This is a genomic window from Janthinobacterium longum (genome assembly GCF_051380735.1).
Classification (GTDB): Bacteria; Pseudomonadota; Gammaproteobacteria; order Burkholderiales; family Burkholderiaceae_D; genus Janthinobacterium.
Map to the genome: position 1 here is coordinate 176,921 of NZ_JBNYXQ010000007.1, position 25,164 is coordinate 202,084.

Genomic DNA, 25,164 nt, shown 5'->3' on the forward strand with positions numbered 1-25,164 from the left:
CCACCGGGGCGCCATTTCAGGATGCACGCAGTACATGGACAAACGTTTCGAGCCTCACGCCCGCCTGGCAGCCGTCATCTTTCTGTTGATCGGCTGTTTTTTCGTCTTGCGCCCCTTTTTGCCGGCGGTGCTGTTCGCCATTTGCGTGAGCATTTCCAGCTGGCCCCTTTATCTGCTGCTGCTGAGCAAGGTCAAAGGACGGCGCAACCTGGCCGCTGCCATCATGACGGTTTCGCTGGTGCTGGTGATCGTGCTGCCGCTGGTGCTGGTCACCTACAACCTGGCTGACAATGTGGCGCGCATCTATGAGCAGCTGCGCCTGGCGCTGGACGAAGGCGGGCTGCATCCACCGGCCTGGCTGGCCAATATTCCGCTGATCGGCGACACCATCGACGGCTATATCCGCCGCATTATCGGCGACCGCGAAGAGCTGCTGAGCCTGGGCAAGAACATGCTGGAGCCGGCCCGCCATTTCCTGACCTCGGGCGGCATCGTGCTGGGCAGCGGCGTGGCGCAGACCAGCCTGGCCGTGTTTGTCAGTTTTTTCCTGTACCGCGATGGGCAATTGCTGCGCACGGCCTTGCTCAATGGCAGCGCGAGGATTATCGGCGACAGCGCGCCCGGTGTGGCCCTGACCATCAGCCGCACCATACGCGGCGTGATGTACGGCCTGCTCGGCACTGCCCTGGCGCAGGCGCTGGTGGCGGTGGTGGGCTTCCTGATTGCCGGCGTGCCGGCCGTGGCCTTGCTGGGCATTGCCACGTTTATCTTGTCGCTGGTGCCGGTCGGCCCGCCGCTGGTGTGGGGCGGCGCGGCCATCTGGCTGTTCAACAGCGGCCAGACGGGCTGGGCCATCTTCATGCTGGTGTGGGGTGGCCTGCTGATCAGCGGTGTCGACAATGTGGTCAAGCCTTTCCTGATCAGCCGCGGCAGCAGCCTGCCATTTTTGCTGGTACTGCTTGGCGTGCTTGGGGGCGTGCTGGCCTTCGGCTTTGTCGGCATCTTTATCGGCCCGACCCTGCTGGCGGTGCTGTACAGCCTGCTGCAAACCTGGACCCTGGGCGTGACCACCGTGCCGCAGGGCAAGGACAGACTGACCGAAGAGAAAACTTAGTCGCGCAGGTCGGCGTCGAGGTCGCGTTCCAGTTTCGGGATCACCTTGATCAGCACGATGCGCGGGCCGTTCATTTTCTTCACGACGATATCGAAGTCGACAAAAGAAATGCGCTGGCCCTGTTTCGGGATATCGCCCAGCTTGACCATGATCAGGCCGCCCACCGATTCCACATCGTCCAGGCCCAGTTCTTCGTTCTCGATATCAATGCCCAGGATGCGCTCGAGCGAGAAGATCGGCAGGCTGGCTTTGCCGATCAGGGTGCCGTCGTTCTGCTTGAGCCAGTCGTTTTCATTGAGGCGGAATTCGTCGCGGATTTCCCCCACCATGGCGCCCAGCAAGTTATCCAGAGTAATGAAGCCGACCGGGCGCTTGCCCTTTTCGCCGATCAGCGCGAAGTGCGGTGCGCCGTCGCGAAAGCGGCGGAACAGTTCCAGCGCCGGGGTGCGTGCCGAAATAATGTCGACGGGCCGCAGGAAGGGAATCAGCGAGCTGATGGTCTTGCCGGCCTGCTGGGCGAAAAACAGGTCTTTCAAATGAATCACGCCCAGTACGTCGTCTTCATTGGTATCGAAATACGGGTAGCGGCTGAAACGGTTGCGCAGTACCGTTTCCAGGTTCTGCTCCAGGTTTTCCGAGGCATACAGGGCCACCACTTCATTGAGCGGGCGCATCAGGTCGGACACCGTCATCTGTTCGAAATCGAGCGACTGGGCCAGGATATTGCGTTCGTCGCGCGTGAATTTTTCGCCGGGCTGGCTGGTGCGCAGGATCAGCTTCAGTTCTTCGGAAGAGTAGTGCGCATCGTGGCCGCCCTTGCCGGACAGGCCCGCCATGCGCAGCACCCAGTTGGCGCTGGCGTTGAGCAGGAAGATGGCCGGGTACATGGCCCAGTAAAAGCCGTATAGCGGAATCGCGCTCCACAGGCCAACTGCTTCCGGGTTGCGGATCGCCATCGACTTGGGCGCCAGTTCGCCGACCACGATATGCAAAAACGAAATCACGCTGAAGGCCAGCACGAACGAAATACCGTGGATCAGTTCCTGCGAGCTGACGCCGATGGCGCCGAACAGCGGCTCGAGCAGACCGGAAAAGGCCGGCTCGCCAACCCAGCCCAGGCCCAGCGAGGCCAGCGTGATGCCCAGCTGGCAGGCGGACAGGTAAGCGTCCAGCTGGCCATGTACCTTGGCCAGGATGCGGCCCCTCAGTCCCTGCGTCTTGGCAATGGCGCGGATGCGCGTGCGCCGCAAGGTGACGATGCCAAATTCGGCGGCAACAAAAAATCCATTGAGCGCGACCAGGAAAAAGGCGAGCAGGACTAGAAAAACATTGTGCATGGGGACGCAAAAAGATGGGCTGTTAAAACGTCATCTTAAACGACGAAGGCCACCATAGCCTAATATAAGCCGTGCGCGCCGCAGTTTCAGTCCGTTTCAGGCCTTGGCAGTGCTGGTGCCGGTGCTGCCAGCACGCATGGAAAACACCATCACGGCCGATACGATGGCCGGAATCGCCACCACCAGGAAAATCGTGCTGTTGGGCCAGTTCAAACGGATCAGCTCGCCGCCCAGCACGGGGCCGATAATCGAGCCGATGCGGCCCACGCCCAGGCTCCAGCCGATGCCGGTCGAACGCAGGGTGGTGGGGTAGTAGCTGGCCGCCAGTGCATTGACGGCCGGCTGGCCGCCGACGATGCAGAAACCGGCGATGAAAATCGTGATGAACAGGAACGCCAGCGACACATCCGGGCGGCCGATCAGGGCAATCGCCACCGCCGCCACCAGGAAGCAGGGCAGCAGAATGCGGCGGAAACTGGAGCGGTCGATCAGCTGGCCCATGACCAGGGTGCCGATGGTGCCGCCCACTTGCAGGGCCGTGCCGGCCAGCACTGCGTTGGCGGTCGACAGGCCCGCTTCTTTCGCTATCGTTGGCAGCCAGTTCGACAGGAAATACAGGTTCAGCAAGTTCATGAAGTTGATCACCCACAGCAACACCGTCATTTTGGCGCGGCCTTCACGAAACAGCGCCAGCACCGGTGCGCCGCCGGTTTCTTTCTCATGCACTACATACCTGGTGTCGGCCGTGATCTTGACGCTCGGGTCGATGCGCGTGAGCCACTGCGCCACCTTGTGCAAATTCTTGTTCTTCAGCACCAGGAACTGCATCGATTCAGGCAACAGGAAAAACATCAGTACGCCGATCGCCAGCGGTACCACGCCGCCTACATAAAACACCGATTGCCAGCCAAATGCGGGAATCAGGGCGGCCGACAGCAAGCCACCAAGCACGGCGCCCAGGGTAAAACCGCAGGACACCAGCATCATCAAGGTGACTTTCTTGCGCAGCGGACTGTATTCGCCGGCCAGCGCCATGGCGTTCGGCATCACCGCGCCCAGGCCCAGGCCGGTGATAAAGCGGATCAGCTGCAATTGCTCGATGGTGGTCGCCAGCGGCGTGACCAGCATGCACAGGGAAAAAAAGATGGTCGAGCCGATCAACACGGGGCGGCGGCCGAATTTGTCGGCCGTAATGCTGAACACCAGCGAGCCGACCAGCATGCCCAGCAGTCCCGCGCCGAACACCGGACCCAGGTTGGCCTTGCTCACATGCCAGTCGGCAATGATGGCGGGCGCCACATACCCCATCGCCTGCACGTCGAAGCCATCCATGATGACGCACAGTCCGCACAGGATCAGCATGCCGATCTGGAAGGAACCTATCTTGTTGTGGTTGATGAGATCGGGAATATCGATCGTTGTGCCTGCCGTGGACATGCTTGCCGCTCCTGGGATTTTTTATCGGTGGCGCCTGTCCGTGTGATTGCAGCAGGCGCCTTTCTGAGCCTTGATTACAATCGCTTTTGATTGATTATTCAAACGTTATTTTCGAATGGATTTATCAGTTTTTCCACTGAATATATGTCCTCATGTTAATCTTATCGCCATGAAAAATCTTGCTCTCCACTTCGAGTCGCTGATGGCTCGCTTGCCTGGCGACGGCCCCGGCTTCAGCGCTCTGGTACTGCGTCACGGCCAGCAGGTGTTCGAACTGCACCATGGCATGGCCTGCCTTGAACTTGGCGTACCGCTGACGGGGCGGTCACGTTATTACCTTACCTGGCGTCCGAATCGAAACAGTTTACGGCTGCCTGCATGCTGGACCTTGTGCGTCAGGGACTGATCGGCCTTGATGACGATGTGTCGCCCCACCTGCCGGAAGTGCGGCAGTTCGGTCAGGCAATCAGCGTGCGCCAGTTGCTTAACCACACCAGCGGCATTCCCGATTATTTTGCTTTTCTACAGTGCCAGTTGGGCCGGCACGAGAGCGATTATTTCAATAATGCGTATTTGCTGCGTATTATCGAGAAAATGGATGAACTGGTGTTTGCCCCCGGCAGCGCTCATGCTTACAGCAATTGCAATTACATCTTGCTGGCCAAACTGGTTGAAGTGCTGGCTGGACAGTCGTTGGCGCAACATGCGCGCAGCACCGTGTTCGCGCCGCTCGGCATGCACGCCACCCTGTTTGACGTCGAGCGCCAAGCGGTGATGCCGCAGCGCGTACGCAGCTACACGCCAGACGCGGCGTTGCCGGGCGGCTATCGCCAGCACCTGGGAAACGCGAATACCGTCGGCGATGGCGGCGTGTATGCCTCGCTGCATGACCTGGCCCTGTGGGAGCGCGCATGGCACCGCCAGTACGTTGACCCGGCAAGCCTGCTGCGTTCCATGCTGCAACCGTCGAGTGCGCCAGACGGCCACCACTGGCCCTACCGCTTCGGCCTGGAAGTGGTCGAACACGCGGGGCGCGAGGTGGTGTTCCACGGCGGCGGCTTGTGGGGGTTTCATACCTTGATGCTGCGCCTGCCGCAGGCCGGCTTGTCGGTGGTGCATCTGGCCAATGTCGATACGGCCGCGCCGGATCAGGCGGCCCTGCTGGTGGCGATCACGGCTGACCTGGACGGCTGATGCTCAGTGGGTGGCCGGCGGCTTTTGCACGGCCGCCAGAATCACGCCCAGTGCCGGGTGCATGATCTTGCGTTCGTTCGAGATCACATAGAACTGTTCGCGCAACGACGAGGCCTCGCCCACCAGTACGGCGCCGAACTGGGCGGCGATTTCATCGGCCAGCGAGGCGGGTGCGAAAAACAGGCCCAGGCCTTTGCGGCCAAACGCATTGAGCATGGCGTTGTCTTCGAATTCGCCCACCACGTCGGGCCGCACGCCTTGCTGCACCATCCATTCGTCGATGCGCCCGCGCAGGGCGTTATTGCGTGTCGGTAGCAAAAACGGCGCGCCATTCAGGCTGTGCGGAAAGTTGCTGCGGTAGCTTTCGGCCAGCGCCGGCACGCCGAACAGCTTCATGGCGCTCTCCCCCCACAGGTGGCTCGCCACGCGCAGGCTGGCGCCGGCCGGCACCGCGCGATCGGTCAGCACCAGATCCAGCTTGTGCAGCGCCAGGTCGGCCAGCAGCGACTCGAACTCGTCTTCCAGGCATACCAGCTTGACCGGCTGGCCCAGGCTGCGCGCGGCCTCCAACATGCGATACGCCATCAGTTTCGGCAATGAATCCGAAATGCCCACCGTCAGCCGCATTTTTTCCGCATCGGTGTCGGCCAATGCCTCCTGCATCTGTTCGCCCAACAGGAATATCTGGTCGGCGTAGCCCAGCGCCAGGCGGCCCGCTTCGGTCGGCACCAGGCGCCGGCCCTGCGGCTGCAGCAGCGACTTGCCCAGTTCCTTTTCCAGCAGCGCCAGCTGGGTGCTGATGGTCTGCACGGCCAGGCCCAGGCGCTCGGCCGCGCGCGTTACGCCGCCTTCCTTGGCGACGACCCAGAAAAAGTACAAATGGCGGTAATTGAAGCCGGTAGTTTTCATGCACAGTCCTATCTTCTGTTTTTACGAAGTAATGCTTCCATTATCTTCCATTTTTAAATCAATCGTGCGCACCTATACTCCGTCAGTGTTTGCAAACTGATAGGAGAATTGATGAAGCATTTCAGAGTGTCATTTTTAGTGACATTTATCTGCCTGGGCATCTCGGCCTGGTGGGGCTATACGCACGGCGGTGTGTCCGCCATGCTGTCGGCCCTGGGTATTGCCGTGATCCTGGGCATCATGGAAGTGTCGCTGTCATTCGACAATGCGGTGGTCAATGCTTCTGTTTTGAAAAACTGGGACAAATTCTGGCAAGGCCTGTTCCTGGGCGTCGGCATCATCATCGCCGTGTTCGGCATGCGCTTGCTGTTCCCGCTGGTGATCGTGGCACAAGCAGCTGACCTCGGTTTGCTGGAAGTGTGGAACCTGGCCCTCAGCGATCCGGAACAGTATTCGATGCACCTGACGAATCACCATGCGGAAGTGGCGGCGTTCGGCGGAATTTTCCTGCTGCTGGTATTCCTGAACTTCCTGCTGGACCATGAAAAAGAAACCCACTGGCTGGGCCGCTTCGAAGAAAAAATCGGCGCGCTGGGCAAGGTTTCCTCGATTTCCGTGATGATCGCGCTAGGTACCCTGATGGCCAGCCTCGGCATGATCGAAGATGGACAAAAACTGGTGGTGCTGACAGCGGGCCTGTGGGGTATTTTGACCTACGTCGGCGTCGACGTGATCAGCGGCCTGCTCGAAGGCGACAACGGTGACGGCAATATGGGCGACATCGTCAAGCGCGGCGGTATCGGCGGTTTCCTGTACCTGGAAGTGCTTGATGCATCGTTCAGCTTTGACGGCGTGATAGGCGCGTTTGCCATCACCAAGGATGTGGTCATCATCATGCTGGGCCTGGCAATCGGTGCGATGTTCGTGCGTTCGATGACGGTGTTCCTGGTACGCAAGGGTACATTGGATGAGTTCGTCTACCTGGAGCACGGTGCGCACTACGCGATCGGCATCCTGGCGGTAATCATGCTGGTCAGCATGAAGTTCCATGTGCCCGAGATATTTACCGGCCTGATCGGCGTGGCCTTTATTCTTGCTTCGCTGTGGTCGTCCATCCGCTACAAACGCAGGATGGCGCTGGAAGAAGGCAAGACCGAAGCGCTGGAATCAGCCCAGGCATAGCAAGCCTGAAGAATGCAGGGCATACGACTACACCGGTTTGCCCGCCAGCAGCAGCAAGCGTCGCCGCCGGCCTGGGGAGTCAGGCCGGTGGAGGGCGCCAGGTGTTTTGTTAAATGGATAAGCTGTACCTTTATTTCAACATAGGAGAAATACATCATGGCAATCAGTCTGCAAAAAGGCGGCAACGTCAACCTGAGCAAAGAAGCTCCCGGCATCACCAAGATGACCATCGGCCTGGGCTGGGATGCGCGCGCCACCGATGGCGCCGCGTTCGATATCGACGGTTCGGTTTTCCTGCTGAAAGCGGACGGCAAGGTACGCGCCGACGTCGACATGATTTTCTACAACAACCTGAAGTCGAGCGATGGCTCCGTCACCCACTCGGGCGACAACACCACCGGCGCCGGCGATGGCGATGACGAAACCGTCACCGTCGACCTGTCGACAGTACCTGCCGAGATCGACAAGATTGCCGTCTGCGTGACGATCCACGATGCCGAAGCGCGCAAGCAGAACTTTGGCATGGTCTCGAAAGCCTATGTGCGCTGCATCAACGCCAATGGCAACACGGAAATCGCCCGCTTCGACCTGTCCGAAGACGGCTCGGCCGAAACAGCGATGGTGTTCGGTGAAATCTACCGCAATGGCGCCGATTGGAAATTCAAGGCCATCGGCCAGGGCTACAAGGGCGGCCTGGGTCCTCTGGCAGCATCGTTCGGCGTTGGCGTTTAAGTTTGATCCCGTCTTGTCCGGAACCAGAACAAGCCTGCCTGACGGTAAAGTAAATAAGCAAGCAAACAAACAGGAGCAATGCGTATGTCTGTCAATTTGAGCAAGGGCCAGAAGATTTCTCTGGACAAGGAAGCTGGCACCAGCCTGTCCCGCATCACCATGGGCCTGGGCTGGGATTCGGTCAAGACCAAGGGTTTTATGGGTTTCGGTTCGAAAACGGAAGCGGTTGACCTGGACGCCTCGTGCGTGCTGTTTGATGACAGCAACAAGGTGTCCGATATCGTCTGGTTCCGCCAGCTGAAAAGCAAGGACGGCAGCATCGTTCACACCGGGGATAACCGCACCGGTGCTGGCGACGGCGACGACGAGCAGATCAATGTCGACCTGGCCAATGTGCCGGCCGGCGTGAAAAGCCTGGTGTTTACCGTCAACAGCTTTACGGGCCAGAACTTCTCGCAGGTGGAAAACGCCTATTGCCGCATTTTGAATGCCAGCAATAACCAGGAAATCGCGCGTTTCAACCTGTCGGTCCAGGGCGCCCATACGGCGCAGATCATGGCCAAGCTGTACCGCCATAACGGCGAATGGAAAATGCACGCGATCGGCGAAAACGGCAATGGCCGTACCTTTGACGACCTCATGCCGCAGATCACCGTGCATTTATAAGGAGCAGTACGCAGCGGGTGGGGGACGGACCGGATACCGGGTCCTGCCCGCTGCTCTTGATTGAGGAGAGTATGTCGTGACGCGACTGCTGATAGCCTTGCTGGTTCCGTGTCTCACGTTTTTCATGTTGCGCCGGCCACTGGCCGGTACCGTCACCCTGATCATGCAGTGCACTGTGATCGGCTGGGTGCCAGCGGCCCTGTGGGCCCTGTACACGGTCAACCAGCATAAAACCGAGCGCGAACTGGAAGGCGCATTAAGCCGCAGCTACTTACGCAGGCGCAGCCGGGTAATCTGATCCCGGAAGTGCCGTCATCCTGGACTATGGCCCCACGAGCAATCGTGCGGGCCATTTTCTTTTAGAGCAGGACAAACTGGCAGGCCAGCACCACTGCGTTATAACTTCCATGCACCAGCATCGGCGCCAGCAGCGCGCCACTCTTCTCGTAAGCCCAGCCCGTACACAGGCCCAGCACGAACACAGGCAGCATGGATGCCGGCGGATGGACAATGGCAAAAATCGCCGCGCCGATGATAATGGCCTGCCAGGCCGGCAGCGAGCGGCGCAAACCACCTTGCAGCAGGCCACGGAAAATGAATTCCTCGCACAGGGGGGCAGCCAGCACCGCCAGTGCGCCCAGCCACAGCCAGCTCCACTGGCCGGCGAGCAGGAGCGAGGCCGGTGGCGCCAGGCCGTATGCATGCAGCAGCATGGTGTAGCCGACGCCGAACAAGGCGGTCAGCGCGGTGCCTGCCAGCACCAGCGGCCAGGCCGGGCGGCCTTGTTGGATGCGCGGCACGCCAGTGGCCTTGCTGCGCCAATAGAGCAGGCGCATCGCAGCATAGGTCGTGGCGCCGGCGATGCCGAACGCCAGCGCGATCTGCTGCAAGTTCGTCTCACCTTTGCCTTTGAGCAGCAGCATGGCCAGCACTTGCAGCACGAAAAACAGCATGGCCGCCATCAGGCCGTCGGCGAACGATACGCGCGCCGGCGGCGAAGCGGCCGGGTCCAGCAGGTAAGGCACTTCGTCGCGCGCTTTTTGCCACAAGGCCACGGCCAGTGCGGCTGTCAGCACCACGAACACCAGTTGCTGCACCACGCTGCCGGCCGCCAGCGCTGCGATATACAAGCTGGTCAGCAACAGATACAGGTACATATAGCTCGGGCGCATTTTCGCTGCTGCTTCGGTGGCCTGCGGATCGCTGGCAAACACACCCAGCGCCACGCCGATCACCGCATACAGGGGGATGCCGGCCAGCGCCAGCAGCATCAGGCCCGCCATGTCCCAGCGCCAGGCCGGCATCCATGCCAGCGCCGCGCCGAACATGATCACGGGGTAGATCATTGCCAGCATGGCCCACAGCTGGGCTTTTTCGCGCAGCGCCTGTTCCACGCCGACGGGGAAGGTGTACAGCAGCCACAGCGCGCCGCCTTCCTTGTTCAGGTTCTGGAACGCCGACATCATCAAGGTATAGGTGCCGAGGAAGAAGCCGGTCGACGCCACAAGGGCCGGGCTGTCGAGCAGTTCGTGCACATCGTGCAGACGGCCCGTGAAGACCACCTGGCTGCCCAGTATCAGCAGGGGCAGGAACATGGTTTGCACGAGGAAATTGCGGTCGCGTTTGAGCAAGGTCAGCTCGCGCCGCTGGATCACGCTGCCGATCTGCCAGCGGCCGGGCGCGACCGGCGCAGAGATTGCCGCCTTGCGCACGTTGGCGCGCTGGCCTGAACCGACCACGCCGTGGCGCAACTGGCGGCGCAGGATCGCCATGCCCAGCGCCAGCAAGGCCATCGATTGCGCCAGCAAGGCGCCAGCGGCCAGCAGGGCGGTGCTGGCTTCCCGCGCATTGAGCATCGCCACGATCTGGCCGGGCGGGGTCCAGCTGATCCAGGCCGGCAGTGTGGCAACCCAGCCAAACATGAACCCGCTCTGTCCCATGCCGAAGGACATGCCTGCATACATGGGAAGCAGCGATAGAATGGAAATCATCGCCTGCAAATTGCCCAGTTTTGATGGCGCCAGCGACAGGCGCAGTCCCGTATCGACCAGGGTACGCAACATGGCAGCGAGCAATAACAACACCAGGCTGACGGCCAGCGCCAGCACCGGCGAGAGCCAGCCATGGCCGGAGTACCAGGCGACCATGGTGGTGGTGGGCAGCACGGCCAGCATGCCGGCCGGATTGACCACGCTGCGTTCGAACACGCGCGCCCACAGCAGGGTAGTCATCGGGGTCGGCAAGGTGACCAGCCATTCCAGGTCCCAGTCGGGACGCGCCAGTTCGCCAGTACCCAGCGGCACCAGTACGCTGACCAGCCACAGCAAGGTCAACTGGAAGCTCAGGCCGGCCAGCAGCGCCGCGCTGAACGGTGTGGTGGTCAGGTGTGCGATCACCGCCGGCATGGCTTGCTGCAGGCCGCAAGCGGCCACGGCGTCGAGCTGGCAATGCAGGTTGAGCACGCTCTTTTGGGCCATGTGCCCGAACGAAAACAACATCGGCGCCATCAGCAACACACCAATCAGCCAGCGGCCGCGCCGTTTGCCCGGCGTGGCCGCGCGACTTTTGCCGTTTTGGCCCCGCTTGAACAGCAGGGCCGAACCGCTGAGGTTGCGCAGGCGCTGCAGGCGCAGGCGTATCAGCAGCCAGATCGCCTGCTGGCTTGACGGCGGGGCCATCATGCTGCGCTACCCGTAGCGCCCGCTTCATCGGTCAGTTGCAGGAAAATATCTTCCAGGCTGCCCGCGCTGGCCAGTTGCTGGCGGATATCGTCCAGGCTGCCGGTGGCCGCCAGCGCGCCACGGTGGATAATGGCCACGCGGTTGCACAGCTTTTGCGCCATATCGAGCAAGTGAGTGGAAACAAAGATGGTGGTGCCGGCGGCGGCAATGCGCAGCAAGCGCTCCTGCACGTCGCGCGAGGCGCGCGGATCGAGACCGTTGATCGGTTCGTCCAGCACCAGCACTGCTGGTTCATGGATCAGCGCACAGGCCAGGCCCAGTTTTTTCTTCATGCCCAGCGAATAGTTGACGGCAAAGTCTTCGCTCGCTTCGTCGAGGCCGAATTCCGTCAGTAATCGTGCAGCGCGCGCTGCAGCTTCCGCACGCGAAAAGCCATGCATTTCGGCGACGAATTGCAATATTTCTCGTCCGCGCAAGTAGTCGTAGAAGATCGGGTTGTCGGGCAAATACCCCACCTTGCGCTTGACGGCGGCGCCATCGCGGTGGCAATCGAGGCCGTCGATCAGCACACGCCCGCCGCTCGGCACCAGAATGCCCATCAGCATGCGGATGGTGGTGGTCTTGCCGGCGCCATTCGGCCCCAGGAAACCGAAGACTTCGCCACGCCCGACTGGCAGGGTCAATGGCTTGACGGCCTCGAAACTGCCATAACGTTTGGAGAGTGCCTGGAACTCGATCATGTTGCTCCTTGCCAATCAAATCAATGCACGATAATAACGCCGCAGTCAGCTGGCGCCAAATGCGGCCAGCAAACGCTGCTGGCCGGCGGCGCCGACCTTCAGCGCGCGGCTGTCGAGTTGGCGTTCAGCCCAGCCCTGGCGCAACGCCAGTTGCAGCACGGCCGCACCGAGTGCGCCACCGAGATGAAAACGCCGCTCGCTCCAGTCCAGGCAGGCGCAGGCAAAGCGCCGCCGCTGGCCAGCCAGCGGGGCCACGGCGATGCCGAGCGCCGCCATGCCGCTCGCACCCGTTTCGCTCAGGCGATAGTTGCCGTCGTCGCCGCGCAGCCAGTCCTGCGCCAGCAACTGGTCGTGCAGTGCAACGGCCACTGTGCCGGCCATATGGTCGTAGCAGGTGCGCGCATGGCGCAGGCGCTCCGGCGTGGAAGGCGTAAACACGGGACGAGAAATGCCCGCCACGACCAGCAGCGCTTCGAGTGCCTGCGCCACCTCAAAGCTGGCCAGGCGGTAATAACGGTGCTTGCCCTGCGCCACCACCGACAGCAAGCCGTCCTTGCACAAGCGCGTCAGGTGAGCGCTGGCGGTCGAGGCGACGACCTCGGCCAGCACGGATAGTTCCGTGGCCGTGCGCGCATGGCCGTCAAGCAGGCTGCACAGCATGCGCGCACGGGCCGGTTCGGCAATCGCGCCGGCAAGTTGCGCCAGGCCGGCGTCGGCAGTGTTGATATTGACATCCATGATTCGTCCCAGGGCGAAGTGTTGAAGTGAAAGGGCCAGCATACTTACCTTCATTCATCACCGCAATGGAGTTACCATGTTCCCGCACGACCCTGACCATCTGCTGGCCGCCGCCACGCACGCCGCGCCCTTTGATTACTACCGCCGCCTGGCCGAAGGGCCGCCCTTGCGCTTCGCCGCCGCGCTGGACTGCTGGCTGGCAACCGGCAGCGGCGTACCGGCTGTGCTGGACCACCCTGACTTGCGCGTGCGGCCAGCCGGGCAACCGGTGCCCTTGCACCTCATCGCTACGGCGTGCGGCGCGATCTTTGCCGAACTGGCGCGCATGAATGACGGCGCGCGCCATGCCGGAGCGAAGCGCAAGTTGATGGAACAATTGGCAGGCGTAGACCTGGCCGGTTTGTATACCGATACCGCTCGCCTGGCGCGCGATTATCTGCCGGGCAGCGCGCAGCAATTGAATGCCCTGGTCTTTGACGTCCCCCTGCTGGCCGTGGCCCTGTTGCTGGGCATTGCGCCTGCCGATGGGCCACGGATTGCCCAATGGACGCAGGATTTTGTCGCCGCCTTGCCGGTGACGGCCGACCGCGCCACGATCGCGCGCGCCGAGCTGGCGGCCAGCGGTTTGCAGGCCGCCTTCGCCTCGTTGCGGCCCGATGCTGACGACAATGCCAGGGCCAACCTGATTGGTTTGCTGACGCAGACCTGCGAAGCGACGGCGGGGTTACTGGGCAACAGCGTGCTGGCGCTGCGTACCCAAGCGCCCACGCTGGCGATCCACAATACGCGCCGCTTTGCCGCCTGCGACGTGCGGCTTGAAAACGTGACGATACGCCAGGGCCAAATGGTGCTGGTGCTGCTGGCCGGCGAGGGGCTGGCCTTTGGTCATGGCGCCCACCTGTGCCCGGGGCAGGCGGTGGCGCAGACCATGGTCGCGGCCATCTTGTCGGCCTGGTCCGAAGCGTTGCGGTCACTGGCGCTGGACTGGCATTATCGGCCTTCGCCGAATGCCCGCATCCCGGTATTTACCGATGCTGGTGCCGCATGATCGCCGTGATCTTCGAAGTCTGGCCCAGCGTGGAAGGGCGCGCGCATTACCTGGAACTGGCGGCGGCGCTGCGGCCGCTGCTGGACCAGGTCGACGGTTTTATTTCCATCGAGCGCTTCAGCAGTCTCAGCGATCCTGGCAAATTGCTGTCGCTGTCTTTTTTCCGCGATGAGGCGGCGCTGGCGCAGTGGCGGCGGCTCGAAGCGCACCGCGCGGCGCAGGCCGAAGGCCGGCAGGGCGTGTTCGATGATTACCGGCTGCGCATCGCCGGCGTGGTGCGCGACTATGGCATGCACGAGCGGGCGCAGGCGCCGGCCGACAGCCGTTGCCGCCACCATCCTAGTGCTTGAGCGTGCCTTGGGTGATCTTGACCTTGACGCGGTAGACCGGCAGGGGCGCATCGATGGGCGGCGGCGAGGCCGGGTCGACGTCGAGCAGGGTAAAGGTCAGGTGATTGATGGTGATGGAACTGGCGCCGTTGGGCATCGAATCGGACAATACCAGGTCGGTGGCGCCGGCGCTGTGCAGCAGGGTAAAGCTGTAGCTGACGTAACCCTTCCAGACGCACACGGCGCCGGCGCGGCAGCGGCTGTCGTTGACGCGGTCGAGTTTCAAGGTGTCGGTGGCGGTGATGGCGACCTGCTCGCCAGGCGACAGCACATGGGTCACGCTGCGCGGCGTATTGCGCGCGTCGCCGGTGCTGGTGGCGGCGCCGCAGCCAGCCAACGCCAGACACAGCAATAAAGGCCAGAATAAAGTTCGTAAAAAATGACTCGGGTAATGCATGCTGTTCCTTCCAGATAGCGTCCTATGCGGGATATTCGCGGATGAGATTGTGGATCATAACAAAATGATATTATTGCGGCGCACGTCTGGCGTGCGGCAATGGCGTAAAATGGCTGTTTTGAAAATCAGGAAACAACCATGAAAAAAACCGCCCTGGCGAAAAGCGATGCCAAGAAGTTGATGGGGAAGATGAATGTTCCCGGCGCCGGTGCCTTCGGCAAGGAAGCGGTGGTCGTTGACCGCCGCGAGCAGCGCAAGCGCGACCATGCCCTGGGCCTGGTGCCGTTCGCCGTCAAACTCAACAGCGACCTGGTGTTGCAGTTGCAAACCCTGGCCAAGGAGCGTGACGCGGACTTGAACGAAGTCGTGGCCGAACTGCTGGCCAAGGGCCTGGCAGCATAATGCAAAAGGCGCCGCAAGGCGCCTTTTCACTGCGTGTTGACCGTTTTATACGTAGGCGGCCAGCGCGCCCTTCATTTTTTTCAACGCCGCCACTTCGATCTGGCGGATGCGTTCGGCCGATACGCCGAACTCTTCAGCCAGCGCATGCAGCGTGGCGCCGGAGCCGTCATCGTTGGCCAGCCAGCGCGCTTCGACGATGCGGCGCGAACGGGCGTCAAGCTTGCCCAGCGCCGTTTCCAGGCCTTCCGATTGCAAGCGTGTCACTTGTTCCGCTTCCAGTACCTTGGTCGGCTCGCTGAGATCTGACGACAGGTAGGCGATCGGCGAAAACTTGTCATCTTCATCGTCGGTCGGCGACTCCAGCGCGATGTCGCGGCCGCTCAGGCGCGTTTCCATTTCGATCACTTCTTCGCGTTTCACGTCCAGCAGCTTGGCCAGTGCATCGATCTGTTTCGGCGTCATCGCGTCCAGGCCGGTCTTGTGGCTGCGCAGATTGAAGAACAGCTTGCGCTGTGCCTTCGTCGTCGCCACTTTGACCAGGCGCCAGTTTTTCAGGATGTACTCATGCATCTCGGCTTTCACCCAGTGCATGGCGTACGACACCAGGCGCACGCCCTGGTTCGGATCGAAACGTTTGACGGCTTTCATCAGGCCGATATTGCCTTCCTGGATCAGGTCGGCATGCGGCAGGCCATAGCCCAGATAGCCACGGGCGATCGACACCACCAGGCGCAAGTGCGACAGCACCAGCTCCTGTGCGGCAGCGAGGTCATTTTTTTCGCGCAAGCGCGTCGCCAGCGAGATTTCTTCATCGTGGGTCAACATGGGCAGACGGTTCACGGCCGAAATATAGGCGTCGATATTGCCCAGGTTGCCGGTGAATCCAAGGTTCAGCGCATTATTTTTGGCAGGAACCAATGCGGACATCGTAGTCATGTTTACTCCTCGTAGTCTTGCTTGTTCCATACGGCCCTGCCACGCGGCAGGGACCAGTTTCATTTTTTTTTACTGTATCCGGTCTTGCGGTTTGCAGCGCGCGACGCTATCTTTATCTGGCGGTACTGGCATCGCTGCTCACGGGTATGACATATATTAGCACTCTCTGTCGGAGAGTGCCAATCAGCTCATCCAATCACTCCGATAGCCAAAATACTATGACGTTCGAAAGGACGATGGCGACTGTGTAATGCTCTCTTGCATGGGGAATAGCACCAGTGTGCGCCGATTCTGGCTCACTTGAAAGCGCCGCACAGTAGCCCATGGCAACCATGGCTGAACTGAACATTATTCTCTATGCCAATGTCGTGATATTACGCAGGCTAACTGAAGTGAGCCTTAAGAATACTTGTCAAAAATCAAGGGTATTGCGGCGGGAGGGAGCACGGGACGGCGCCGGTGGCGTCGTCCCGTATGGCTTCAGTTGACTCGTGCCAGGTGGCGCTGCACGCACAGGAAGGCGCCGACCAGGCCCAGGCCGGCGCTGACGGCCAGCAGGCCTGCCATCGGCAGCGGCGCCAGCGGCGCCATCTGGAATTCGGACGAGTACAGGCGCGCAAATTCGGCAATCGCGGTATTGAGCGGCCGCAGCGCCAGCGCCACGGCGCCCAGGGCCAGCGCGCCGGCGCACAGGCCCAGCAGGGCGCCCGTGTAATAGAAGGGGCGGTGGATAAAGGTGTCGGTGGCGCCGATCAGTTTCGAGATGCTGATCTCGTCGCGCTGCGTCATTACCTGCAGGCGGATGGTGTTGAAGACCACTGCGATCACGGCCACGCCGAGGGTAATGGCCAGCAGCAGCAGCACCAGGCGCAGCACGCCCAGCAGCGCGGCCAGGCGCTTGACCCAGGCCGAATCGACTTGCGCCGATTCCACGCCGGGCAACTGGCGCAGCAGTTCGGCCACCGCATCGACATCCTGCGCTTCGGTGGCGGTATTGAAGGCGTTCAGTTTCAGCACATAACTGTCGGGCAGCGGGTTGTCGCCCAAGGTATTGAGCACGTCAGCCAGGCCGCTCTTGCTTTTCAGCGAATCGAGCGCGTCTTCGCGCGGAATAAAGACGATTTTCGCTTTCGGGTCGTGCACGATCTTGCGCATCTCGCCGGCCAGGCCGCTGGCCTGCTCGCGTGGCGTATCGATTTTCATGAACACACTGATTTCCGGGTCGACCGACATCTGTTCCGACATCGGGCGCACATTGTCGAGCATGGTCAGGCCGGCAAACGGCAGCGACAGGGCGATCGCCACCACCAGCACGTTGAGCAGAAAGCCGCTCGGCGACTTGCGCAAATGAATCAGCGCCGAGCCGAGCGCAAAGCGGTGTTGGCGGAACCAGCCTCTCATGCGTCTTCTCCGTGGGCATCGTCCATGCCGGTATCGGCCTCGGACTTGGGTGCAAAATCGGGGTCGGGCGCTGCGAACACGGGCGCTTCGGTGGCCTTGTCGATGGCCACCAGCTGGCCGTTTTTCAGGTGGATCACGCGGGCGGCGGCGTCGAGCATCTGTTCATCGTGGCTGGAAATAAGGCAGGTCACGCCGACCGAGTGAAACGCTTTCAGGGCTTCGAGCACCTTGTTGGCGCTGTCGCGGTCCAGGTTGGCGGTCGGCTCGTCGGCCAGGATGATTTGCGGGCGGTTGACGATGGCGCGCGCAATCGACACGCGCTGCTGCTCGCCACCGGACAGCGACAGCGGTCGCGCCAGCGCGCGGTCGAGCAGGCCGACCTTGTCGAGCGCGCGGCGTGCGCGTTGCTCGGCGGCCGCCTTGTGCGCGCCCACTACCAGCAGCGGCAGCATGACATTGGCCAGGATCGAGCGGTCGTTCAACAGTTTTTGCTGCTGGAAGATCAGGCCCATATTGCGGCGCAGGAACGGTACGCCGGCCGGTTTCAGCTTGGCCATGTCCTGGCCGTTGACGATCAGCTTGCCCGAGGTGGGGCGCTCCATGGCGGCGATCATTTTCAGCAGGGTGGACTTGCCGGCGCCGGACGGTCCCGCCAGGAACACCAGTTCGCCCTTGGCAATGCTCAGTGAAATGTCGCTGAGGGCAACCGCATCGGAAGTATATTGTTTGGAGACGTGCTGAAATTCAATCATGTGATGGGCAGGTTTATCCGAGCAGGGCTTCGACAAATTCGGCAGCCACGAAAGGCTGCAAGTCTTCAATTTTTTCACCGATGCCGATGAAATACACGGGCACCGGGCGCACGCGGGCGATCGCCGCCAGCACGCCGCCCTTGGCAGTACCGTCGAGCTTGGTGATCACCAGGCCGCTCAGTTGCAGGGCGTCGTCGAACGCTTTCACTTGCATCAGCGCATTCTGGCCCGTATTGCCGTCAATCACCAGCAAGGTTTCATGCGGCGCGCCTTCCATGCCCTTGCCGATCACGCGCTTGATCTTTTTCAGCTCTTCCATCAGGTGCAACTGGGTCGGCAGGCGGCCAGCCGTGTCGACCATCACCACATCGATGCCACGCGCCTTGGCCGACTGCACCGAGTCGTACGCCACGGCGGCCGGGTCGCCCGACTCCTGCGAGATCACGGTAACGTTGTTGCGCTCACCCCATACCATCAACTGCTCGCGCGCGGCGGCTCGGAAGGTGTCGCCGGCGGCCAGCAGTACGGACTGCTGGTTCGACTGCATGTGCTTGGCCAGCTTGCCGATGGTGGTGGTCTTGCCGGCACCGTTGACGCCCGAGATCATCATCACCAGCGGCTTGTGACGGCCCAGTTCGAAACGTTTTTCCAACGGGCTCAACAGATCGATCAGCAACTCTTTCAAGGCGGCCTTGACGGCGGCAGCGTCGAGCAGCTTGTCTTCCTTGACCTTTTTCTTCAGGGCCGTCAGCAGGTAATCGGTGGCGTCGATGCCGGCGTCGGACATCAGCAGCGCCGCTTCCAGCTCTTCATACAGGGCGTCGTCAATCTTGGCGCCGATGAACAGTACCGACAGGGTATTCGAGGTTTTCGACAGGCCGGCCTTCAGGCGCGTCATCCATGATTTCTTTTCCGGCTCGGCAGCCATGATCACGGGCACCAGTTCGGCCGGTGCGCCGGAAAGAAAGCCAGGCTGGGGCGGCGGCGCCACCGGAGTGGCGGCAATGACAGGTTCGACGGTGACAGGCGCGGCCTCGGGAGCAGTGGTTTTTTTCTTGAAGAAACTAAACATGGGTATGTGGTGGCGGGTGCTTGCGCTTGGCCCGGCGGCGCCGGACGCTATGGATCGGCCTATTCTACCAGAGCGTGCCCACCAGTTCACGTATAGGCAACATTGCGCGTGCCTTTGGCGCAGCCCGATTCAGTGTGCCCGCTATCGCGCCCGACATCGCTGATGCTGATGCCGGCACCATGCCTGTATCCCATTGGATATTGCTTGCGTATAAAATTGCGAACTCAGCAGCAGTCCTGCTGATCTGGAAGTTCTGCCAGGGCTGTCGACAGCCAGGCAGCCTTTGTAGTTGCCGTGAAAAAGGATAGTCCATGCGCCGCCTGTTTGCCCTGTTGATGTTCTCGCTCAGCCTGACCGCCATGGCTGCCACTGCCGCACCCGCCACCCCGCCCGCCTTTGTCAGCGTCGACGTGCCCGACGCGCGCCTGGCCGGCGAAGGTGAATTTACCTGGTTCGGCATGCGCATCTACCAGGCCCAGCTGTGGGTGGGGCCGCTCGGCTACCAGGACGCAATGCCGGAAACGGCTCCCTTCGTGCTGGAACTGCGCTATGCGCGTGCCCTCGATGGCGGCAAGATCGCTGATGCCAGCGTGGAACAGATGCAGAAGATAGGCGCCGGCACACCGCAGCAGCGCCAGGCCTGGCTGGCCACCATGCGGCGCGTCTTCCCGGACGTCAAGGAAGGCCAGCGCCTCGCGGCGGCCTGGCGCGCCGGTATCGCGCCCGGCGTGCGTTTTTATCTCGATGGCAAGGTGCTGGCCGATGTGCCGGACGGCGATTTTGCGCGCGCCTTTTTTGCCATCTGGCTGTCGCCGTCGTCCACCGCGCCCAAGCTGCGCAGCGCCTTGCTGCGAGATGCTGCGCCACTGCCATGACCAGGGCTGAACGGCTGAGAGCGGCCAGCCTCGTACTGCTGCAACACGCGGCATGGGAACGGTATGAAAAACTTCCGGTAGCCAGTCGGTTTCATGCGCCTGCTCGAGCGCGGTAGACGCTGCTGAACGCGAGAACGGGGCGTAATCTTTCGACAAATTTCAAAAAAGAAAAAGAAAATATTACTGACCGGAACAATAAATCAGTTGAGCTACATCAAATTGTCGTTTTTGAGCAACAAAAACGACAAAATTTTCAATAATTATCATTGTAAGAAATTGTTTCAAAAGTGTTCAACGTTGCAAGCAAAAGTCGCTGTCATGTTCGGTTGCTCCGGCCGGAAATGGAGGGCGAAAATGTTGCTGGTCAGTTCATTTAAATTACCGAAGAGTCAGTAATTTTTTGTTCATCCGGTCTTCTTTGCGTCCTGGCCAGGCGAGCCTGCCATTTCTTGCTACGCCCCTCAAACATGCGTCGTTGCACCAAATTGGCGTGCCTTTTGGTGCGTTTTTGGGGCCTCGCCTGCAAAGTTTGGCGAGGGGGTGTATGCTTCGTCCCGTTCATCCATTATCAGCTTACAAATTGTGCGCATTGTCGCGTAAATAGGTAAGCGTAAATGATGGCTGGAGTATGTTGATTTTTTAATCATGCGTCTGATACTGTTGCGCTAATACAACGGCTTCGTGAAAGGCATACGCTATGATGAAATGGTCAATCAGGCCAATGCATTGATTGGCAAGGGGCAGTGACTCTGTCGCGTAGTACGGTTGGCGATGGTGTTGGGGGTCGCAAAACGCCCCAGACTTGGTACCGGAAGTAACATGTTGGAACTTGATGGAATGCGCAACGATCGTTATAGTGCCGCTTCCGGTGCCGTTTGAGCACCCGAACTGGTGCACGAATTGCGGTCTTATGCATCCTTCAAGCTAATCGGTGCAATAGCGTGCCGAGACCAATATGACTGTTCCCCGACTGGGACAGCAGTGGCAGGTGGAGACCTTGCCCTCACTCATAAAAAGCGCTCTGCTAGAGCGCAGCTCGAGATGCATAGGCTGTATTACTTTTTGCTTCAAAAAATTAAAGGAAACACGCAATGAAAAAAACTCTGATCACCCTGGCAGTCCTGGCAGCAGCCACCGGCGTAGCCCAAGCTCAATCGAGCGTTGTTATCTACGGTACTGTTGACGCTGGTTTCGTCAGCGAGCACGGTGGCAAAGACGGCACCGTGAACAAAGTGGACAGCGGCATGGGTTCGGCCTCGCGTCTGGGCTTCAAAGGCACCGAAGATCTGGGCAATGGCCTGTCGGCTATTTTCCTGTTGGAATCGGGCTTCAGCGTTGACAACGGTCAGCAAGACGTATCAGGTACCCTGTTCAATCGTCAAGCCTACGTTGGCCTGAGCAGCAAAACCACCGGTACCCTGACCCTGGGTCGTCAATACACGCCTTGGTACAACACCTTGTCGAAAGTTGCTGATCCATTCGCAGTTGGCTACGCTGGTTCCGCAAAAAACCTGTTCCCGGCGAACACCCGCACCAGCAACACCGTGATGTACGCATCGCCTAGCTACAACGGCTTTGACGGCGATATCGCCTACAGCGCCGCTGCCAATGGCACCGAAGATGCACTGTCGAGCAAAATCGGCCGCAAAATCGGCGCGTCGGCTGGTTACTCGAACGGTCCTTTGAATGCACGTGTTGCTTACAACACCACCTCGAACGATGTTCGTAACGGTAATGTTGTTGCAGAACAAGGCAGCGGCCGCAACTGGCTGGCTGCAGCCAACTACGACTTCGCAGTTGCTAAAGCTTACGTCGCTTACGGCGTGAACAAAGGCCTCAACAGTGCAGTTCGTAACAACGGCACCGTCAGCGCTTACAGCAACCCTTCGGCTGGTTTCAGCACCGACAGCACCACCGCGCTGATCGGCACCACCGTACCTTTGGGCGAAGCCGGTACCTTCATGGCTTCGTACATCCACGTGAACGACAAAGGCGTTGCCAACGCCGATGCCAACCAGTTCGCACTGGGCTACTCGTACGCTCTGTCGAAACGTACCAGCACCTACGCTTCGATCGCCAAGATCTCGAACAAAAACGATGCTGGCTACACCGTTGGCAACAACAGCAACGTCGGTTCGGGTGATAAAGCCGTCAACGTTGGTGTTCGTCACTCGTTCTAAGCAGAGCTACGCGCAAGCGTAGTTCATGACACCAGGCCGCCGCCAGCGGATGGCCTGATGTGAAAAAACGCGCTGTCAGACTTTGGTCTGGCGGCGCGTTTTTGCATTGGCGACATCAGTTACAATATTGCAGTTAATAAAGTAGGGGAACAGTCATGTATCAAAGAAATTCGCCGCGCCTGGGCGCCTTGCTGCTGGCCTTGCTGACGATGAGTGCCGCCGGCGCCGCGCTTGCTGCCGCCAAGGGCAAGCAGGCTGCCGGGCTGGCCCGCTACGGCGTGGCCGTGTATTCCGATCTGTGCCTGCAAAAAGACAGCGGCGAAATCGGCGGACAGCGCGTTACCCTGCACCGCTTTGCCGAGGCCGACACGGTCATCTATGAATTCACTGCCGGCTCGCTGAGCTGGCCTATCGTCGCCAGTGATGTCAACCTCGACGCCGCCACGGGTGCGTTTGATTTCACCATCGCCAGCGCCGATAATGAAGAACGTACCATCTCCGGCAAGTTTTCCAGGGACGGCAAGACCTTGACCCTGGAAGGTGATTACTGCGGCGGCAATGTGCGCATGCCGATGAAGCTGTCGCGCATTACCGACTTTGGTCGTCCGCTGAAGTATTGCACGCCGTGCCCTGCAGTGAAACCGGCGCCGGAAGAGCCGGCGCCGCCCGCTGAGCCACCTGCACCCAAGGCCAGCGCGGAAATGCCGGTGGCCTGACCCCGATCTTTACTGCTTCGCTTGTTCAGCCTGGGCGCGGATGGTGTCCAGGGTGGCGTTCGGCGTGATCAGGTTGCCGTCATAGCGCAGCTCGATCAGGGCCGGCAGCCGTTTCTCGCTTGCATGCGCCAGGGCGCGGCGCAGGGCAGCGGCGAATTCCTCCGTGGCATTGACCACTTCGCCATGCGCGCCATACGCTTGCGCCAGCGCCGCAAAATCGGGGTTGTGCAAGGTGGTGCCCGAAACGCGGCCCGGATAGTCGCGTTCCTGGTGCATGCGTATGGTGCCGAACATCTGGTTGTTGAAGACGATGATCACCACGCCGGCCCCGTATTGCACGGCGGTCGCCAGTTCCTGGCCATTCATCAGGTATTCGCCGTCGCCGGCAAAGGTGATCACGGTGCGTTCAGGGTGCACGATCTTGGCGGCAATCCCGGCCGGCACGCCATAGCCCATGGCGCCATTGGTCGGCGCCAGCTGGGTGCGCATGCCGCCGTAGCGGTAGAAACGGTGCGCCCATGAAGCATAGTTGCCGGCGCCATTCGTGATGATGGTGTCGCGCGGCGCTTGCGCCATGATGTCTTGCGTGACTTGCCACAGGTCCAGCGGCGCCTGGCCATCCTGGAAAATTGGCGGACGCTGCTGGTAAGCGGCCAGCTCGGCCTTCGCTTCGGCCGGTGTGTGCCGCCAGGCCGAGGCGTCGACTGGCTCCATCGCGGCCAGCATCGCGCAGGCTTGCGCCATGCCGCTGTTGATCATCAGCTCGGCCTGGTAGACGCTGCCCAGCTCTTCGGCGTCAGCATGCACATGCACCAGGCGCTGGCGCGGCACCGGGGAGGCGAACAGGGTGTAGCCGCCGGTGGTCATCTCGCCCAGGCGCGGCCCCAGCGCAAGCACCAGGTCGGCTTGCTTCACGCGCGCGGCCAGCTTCGGGTTGATGCCGATGCCGACGTCACCTATATAGTTGGGATGGGCATTGTCGAGCAGGTCCTGGAAGCGGAAGGCGCAGGCAACGGGCAGGTGATTGGCCTCGGCAAAGCGCTGCAGATCGGCGCAGGCTTGCGGCGTCCAGGTGCCGCCACCGAGCAGCAGCAGCGGACGTTTTGCCTCGGACAGCATGCTGCGCAGCTGCGCCAGCTGGCTGGCAGAGGGCGCTGCCTGCACCGGCTGGTAGGCGCGCGTGTCGGCCACGCTTGCCAGCGAGACCAGCATGTCTTCCGGCAACGCCAGCACCACCGGACCGGGGCGGCCGCTGGTGGCGACCTGGAAGGCGCGCGCCAGGTATTCGGGAATGCGCTCGGCGCGGTCGATCTGCGCCACCCACTTGGCCATCTGGCCGTACATGCGGCGGTAGTCGATTTCCTGGAACGCTTCGCGGTCGACGAAATCATTGCCGACCTGGCCGATGAACAAAATCAGCGGGGTCGAATCCTGGTAGGCCGTATGCACGCCGATCGATGCATTGGTGGCGCCCGGGCCGCGCGTGACGAAGCAGATGCCGGGCTTGCCGGTCAGCTTGCCGTAGGCTTCGGCCATAAAGGCGGCGCCGCCTTCCTGGCGGTTGATGATGAAGCGGATGCTGGACTCGTGCAGTGCGTCGAGCACATCGAGATAGCTTTCGCCAGGCACGCCAAAGGCGGTGTCGACACCGTGGATATGCAGGGCGTCGACCAGGATCTGGCCGCCGGTACGGGAGGATTGCGTCATGTTCGGCTCTTTATGGCAAGTAGGGTGAAAAAAGCGGGCAAGCGTGCAGCTTGCGCCATTTTAGGTGAGCCGTTTTCAGCAGGCTTTTGAAATGGCGACACCGAATTTCACAATCGCCCGACGTTGCCCACGGCTTTTTGCGCAATCATGCAGCGGCGCGGTACAATGGCGGGTGAAGCAGGCCAGACAGTCGCTGGCTGGTGCAGCAATGTACCGGCGGGAGGAAGGTCCGGACTCCATAGAGCGGGGTGACGGTTAACGGCCGTCCGCTGAAAGCTGCAAAGCATAAGGCGAGGAACAGGGCCACAGAGACGAGCGTATTAAGTTACGGTGAAACGCGGTAACCTCCACCTGGTGCAATTTCAAATAGGCACGCGATGATGCTGCTCGCGGAGCGTGCGGGTAGAAAGCTTGAGCGCCGGAGTAATCCGGCGCCTAGAGGAATGACTGTCATAGCGCCGACCCGCAAGGCAAGGCGCCGTAACAAAATCCGGCCTATCGGCCTGCTTCACTTGAATTTCCGCTTCCTGGCCTGCCAGGAAGCGCCCTGAAAGCCCCC

The 25,164-nt window shown here is 61.0% G+C and carries 25 protein-coding genes and 1 other RNA gene; 13 read left to right on the top strand and 13 right to left on the bottom strand.

The features are described from left to right. The first annotated feature begins 34 nt into the window (after positions 1-34). The gene (locus ACQ4WM_RS18325) at positions 35-1,114 is read left to right on the top strand and encodes an AI-2E family transporter (protein WP_436548086.1); all 1,080 of its coding nucleotides are present in this window, start codon (positions 35-37) and stop codon (positions 1,112-1,114) included. Here the strand turns inward: ACQ4WM_RS18325 and ACQ4WM_RS18330 are convergent. The 3 genes from ACQ4WM_RS18330 to ACQ4WM_RS18340 form a co-directional block, all read right to left on the bottom strand. Then, positions 1,111-2,451, bottom strand: a complete 1,341-nt coding sequence (locus tag ACQ4WM_RS18330; RefSeq protein ID WP_436548087.1) for a hemolysin family protein — start codon at positions 2,449-2,451, stop codon at positions 1,111-1,113. The two genes, ACQ4WM_RS18325 and ACQ4WM_RS18330, sit on opposite strands and share 4 nt — an antisense overlap. A 96-nt stretch (positions 2,452-2,547) precedes the next feature. Further along, positions 2,548-3,888 carry an MFS transporter gene (locus tag ACQ4WM_RS18335; RefSeq protein WP_436548088.1) on the bottom strand — a complete coding sequence of 447 codons (1,341 nt, stop codon included), beginning with the start codon at positions 3,886-3,888 and terminating at the stop codon, positions 2,548-2,550. Positions 3,889-4,012: 124 nt separating this feature from the next. Then, positions 4,013-4,171 (bottom strand): hypothetical protein, encoded by a 159-nt coding sequence (locus ACQ4WM_RS18340; RefSeq protein WP_436548089.1) that lies wholly within the window; start codon positions 4,169-4,171, stop codon positions 4,013-4,015. A 95-nt stretch (positions 4,172-4,266) separates the two neighbouring features. Between ACQ4WM_RS18340 and ACQ4WM_RS18345 the strand changes: the two genes are divergently transcribed. After that, positions 4,267-5,082, top strand: a complete 816-nt coding sequence (locus ACQ4WM_RS18345; protein ID WP_436548090.1) for a serine hydrolase domain-containing protein — start codon at positions 4,267-4,269, stop codon at positions 5,080-5,082. Between the two features lie 3 nt (positions 5,083-5,085). Here the strand turns inward: ACQ4WM_RS18345 and nhaR are convergent, their stop codons facing one another. Next, the gene (gene nhaR / locus ACQ4WM_RS18350; protein WP_436548091.1) at positions 5,086-5,991 is read right to left on the bottom strand and encodes a transcriptional activator NhaR; all 906 of its coding nucleotides are present in this window, start codon (positions 5,989-5,991) and stop codon (positions 5,086-5,088) included. A gap of 111 nt (positions 5,992-6,102) precedes the next feature. Here nhaR and ACQ4WM_RS18355 point away from each other — a divergent pair, with 111 nt between their 5' ends. From ACQ4WM_RS18355 to ACQ4WM_RS18370, 4 genes are all read left to right on the top strand, one after another. Further along, the gene (locus tag ACQ4WM_RS18355; protein ID WP_436548092.1) at positions 6,103-7,173 is read left to right on the top strand and encodes a DUF475 domain-containing protein; all 1,071 of its coding nucleotides are present in this window, start codon (positions 6,103-6,105) and stop codon (positions 7,171-7,173) included. Between the two features lie 156 nt (positions 7,174-7,329). Next, on the top strand, positions 7,330-7,905 hold the full coding sequence (locus ACQ4WM_RS18360) for a TerD family protein (RefSeq protein ID WP_308923926.1): 576 nt from the start codon (positions 7,330-7,332) through the stop codon (positions 7,903-7,905). 84 nt (positions 7,906-7,989) lie between these two features. Then, positions 7,990-8,571, top strand: a complete 582-nt coding sequence (locus tag ACQ4WM_RS18365; RefSeq protein ID WP_436548093.1) for a TerD family protein — start codon at positions 7,990-7,992, stop codon at positions 8,569-8,571. A 76-nt stretch (positions 8,572-8,647) separates the two neighbouring features. After that, entirely contained in the window at positions 8,648-8,869 is a 222-nt protein-coding gene (locus ACQ4WM_RS18370; RefSeq protein ID WP_436548094.1) for a YqaE/Pmp3 family membrane protein, read from the top strand. A 61-nt stretch (positions 8,870-8,930) separates the two neighbouring features. On the opposite strand, the gene ACQ4WM_RS18375 is transcribed toward ACQ4WM_RS18370, so the two are convergent. From ACQ4WM_RS18375 to ACQ4WM_RS18385, 3 genes are read right to left on the bottom strand one after another with little or no spacing between them, the layout of a single operon-like run. Beyond that, positions 8,931-11,252, bottom strand: coding sequence for a CPBP family glutamic-type intramembrane protease (locus ACQ4WM_RS18375; RefSeq protein WP_436548095.1), 2,322 nt, complete (start codon positions 11,250-11,252; stop codon positions 8,931-8,933). Beyond that, the gene (locus tag ACQ4WM_RS18380) at positions 11,249-11,992 is read right to left on the bottom strand and encodes an ABC transporter ATP-binding protein (RefSeq protein WP_436548096.1); all 744 of its coding nucleotides are present in this window, start codon (positions 11,990-11,992) and stop codon (positions 11,249-11,251) included. The genes ACQ4WM_RS18375 and ACQ4WM_RS18380 overlap by 4 nt, the downstream gene beginning before the upstream one ends. A gap of 45 nt (positions 11,993-12,037) precedes the next feature. Continuing rightward, positions 12,038-12,730 carry an ArsR/SmtB family transcription factor gene (locus tag ACQ4WM_RS18385; RefSeq protein ID WP_436548097.1) on the bottom strand — a complete coding sequence of 231 codons (693 nt, stop codon included), beginning with the start codon at positions 12,728-12,730 and terminating at the stop codon, positions 12,038-12,040. Positions 12,731-12,806: 76 nt separating this feature from the next. On the opposite strand from ACQ4WM_RS18385, the gene ACQ4WM_RS18390 reads away from it, so the two are divergent. Together ACQ4WM_RS18390 and ACQ4WM_RS18395 are read left to right on the top strand one after the other, a co-directional pair. Further along, positions 12,807-13,778, top strand: a complete 972-nt coding sequence (locus tag ACQ4WM_RS18390) for a cytochrome P450 family protein (RefSeq protein ID WP_436548098.1) — start codon at positions 12,807-12,809, stop codon at positions 13,776-13,778. Continuing rightward, on the top strand, positions 13,775-14,128 hold the full coding sequence (locus ACQ4WM_RS18395; protein WP_436548099.1) for an antibiotic biosynthesis monooxygenase family protein: 354 nt from the start codon (positions 13,775-13,777) through the stop codon (positions 14,126-14,128). The genes ACQ4WM_RS18390 and ACQ4WM_RS18395 overlap by 4 nt, the downstream gene beginning before the upstream one ends. On the opposite strand, the gene ACQ4WM_RS18400 is transcribed toward ACQ4WM_RS18395, so the two are convergent. After that, positions 14,118-14,564 (bottom strand): hypothetical protein, encoded by a 447-nt coding sequence (locus tag ACQ4WM_RS18400; protein WP_436548100.1) that lies wholly within the window; start codon positions 14,562-14,564, stop codon positions 14,118-14,120. The two genes, ACQ4WM_RS18395 and ACQ4WM_RS18400, sit on opposite strands and share 11 nt — an antisense overlap. Before the next feature lie 138 nt (positions 14,565-14,702). On the opposite strand from ACQ4WM_RS18400, the gene ACQ4WM_RS18405 reads away from it, so the two are divergent. After that, complete coding sequence (locus ACQ4WM_RS18405; RefSeq protein WP_436548101.1) at positions 14,703-14,966, top strand: hypothetical protein; 264 nt, start codon at positions 14,703-14,705, stop codon at positions 14,964-14,966. A 45-nt stretch (positions 14,967-15,011) separates the two neighbouring features. Here the strand turns inward: ACQ4WM_RS18405 and rpoH are convergent, their stop codons facing one another. The 4 genes from rpoH to ftsY form a co-directional block, all read right to left on the bottom strand. Beyond that, positions 15,012-15,902, bottom strand: coding sequence for an RNA polymerase sigma factor RpoH (gene rpoH / locus ACQ4WM_RS18410; RefSeq protein WP_436548102.1), 891 nt, complete (start codon positions 15,900-15,902; stop codon positions 15,012-15,014). A 480-nt stretch (positions 15,903-16,382) separates the two neighbouring features. After that, positions 16,383-17,303 carry a permease-like cell division protein FtsX gene (gene ftsX, locus ACQ4WM_RS18415; protein ID WP_436548103.1) on the bottom strand — a complete coding sequence of 307 codons (921 nt, stop codon included), beginning with the start codon at positions 17,301-17,303 and terminating at the stop codon, positions 16,383-16,385. Next, on the bottom strand, positions 17,300-18,055 hold the full coding sequence (locus tag ACQ4WM_RS18420) for a cell division ATP-binding protein FtsE (protein WP_436548104.1): 756 nt from the start codon (positions 18,053-18,055) through the stop codon (positions 17,300-17,302). The genes ftsX and ACQ4WM_RS18420 overlap by 4 nt, the downstream gene beginning before the upstream one ends. 13 nt (positions 18,056-18,068) lie before the next feature. Beyond that, positions 18,069-19,127 carry a signal recognition particle-docking protein FtsY gene (gene ftsY, locus ACQ4WM_RS18425; protein ID WP_436548105.1) on the bottom strand — a complete coding sequence of 353 codons (1,059 nt, stop codon included), beginning with the start codon at positions 19,125-19,127 and terminating at the stop codon, positions 18,069-18,071. 311 nt (positions 19,128-19,438) lie between these two features. Between ftsY and ACQ4WM_RS18430 the strand changes: the two genes are divergently transcribed. The 3 genes from ACQ4WM_RS18430 to ACQ4WM_RS18440 all read left to right on the top strand — a co-directional run bounded on the left by ACQ4WM_RS18430 (position 19,439) and on the right by ACQ4WM_RS18440 (position 22,898). Beyond that, entirely contained in the window at positions 19,439-20,002 is a 564-nt protein-coding gene (locus ACQ4WM_RS18430) for a chalcone isomerase family protein (RefSeq protein ID WP_436548106.1), read from the top strand. A 1,091-nt stretch (positions 20,003-21,093) separates the two neighbouring features. Beyond that, positions 21,094-22,182, top strand: a complete 1,089-nt coding sequence (locus ACQ4WM_RS18435) for a porin (protein ID WP_436548107.1) — start codon at positions 21,094-21,096, stop codon at positions 22,180-22,182. 155 nt (positions 22,183-22,337) lie between these two features. Further along, positions 22,338-22,898 (top strand): hypothetical protein, encoded by a 561-nt coding sequence (locus tag ACQ4WM_RS18440; RefSeq protein WP_436548108.1) that lies wholly within the window; start codon positions 22,338-22,340, stop codon positions 22,896-22,898. Between the two features lie 9 nt (positions 22,899-22,907). On the opposite strand, the gene ACQ4WM_RS18445 is transcribed toward ACQ4WM_RS18440, so the two are convergent. After that, positions 22,908-24,605, bottom strand: coding sequence for a thiamine pyrophosphate-binding protein (locus ACQ4WM_RS18445; protein WP_436548109.1), 1,698 nt, complete (start codon positions 24,603-24,605; stop codon positions 22,908-22,910). Between the two features lie 174 nt (positions 24,606-24,779). Between ACQ4WM_RS18445 and rnpB the strand changes: the two genes are divergently transcribed. Further along, an RNA gene (gene rnpB / locus ACQ4WM_RS18450) (RNase P RNA component class A) lies at positions 24,780-25,119 on the top strand. Positions 25,120-25,164 lie beyond the last annotated feature (45 nt).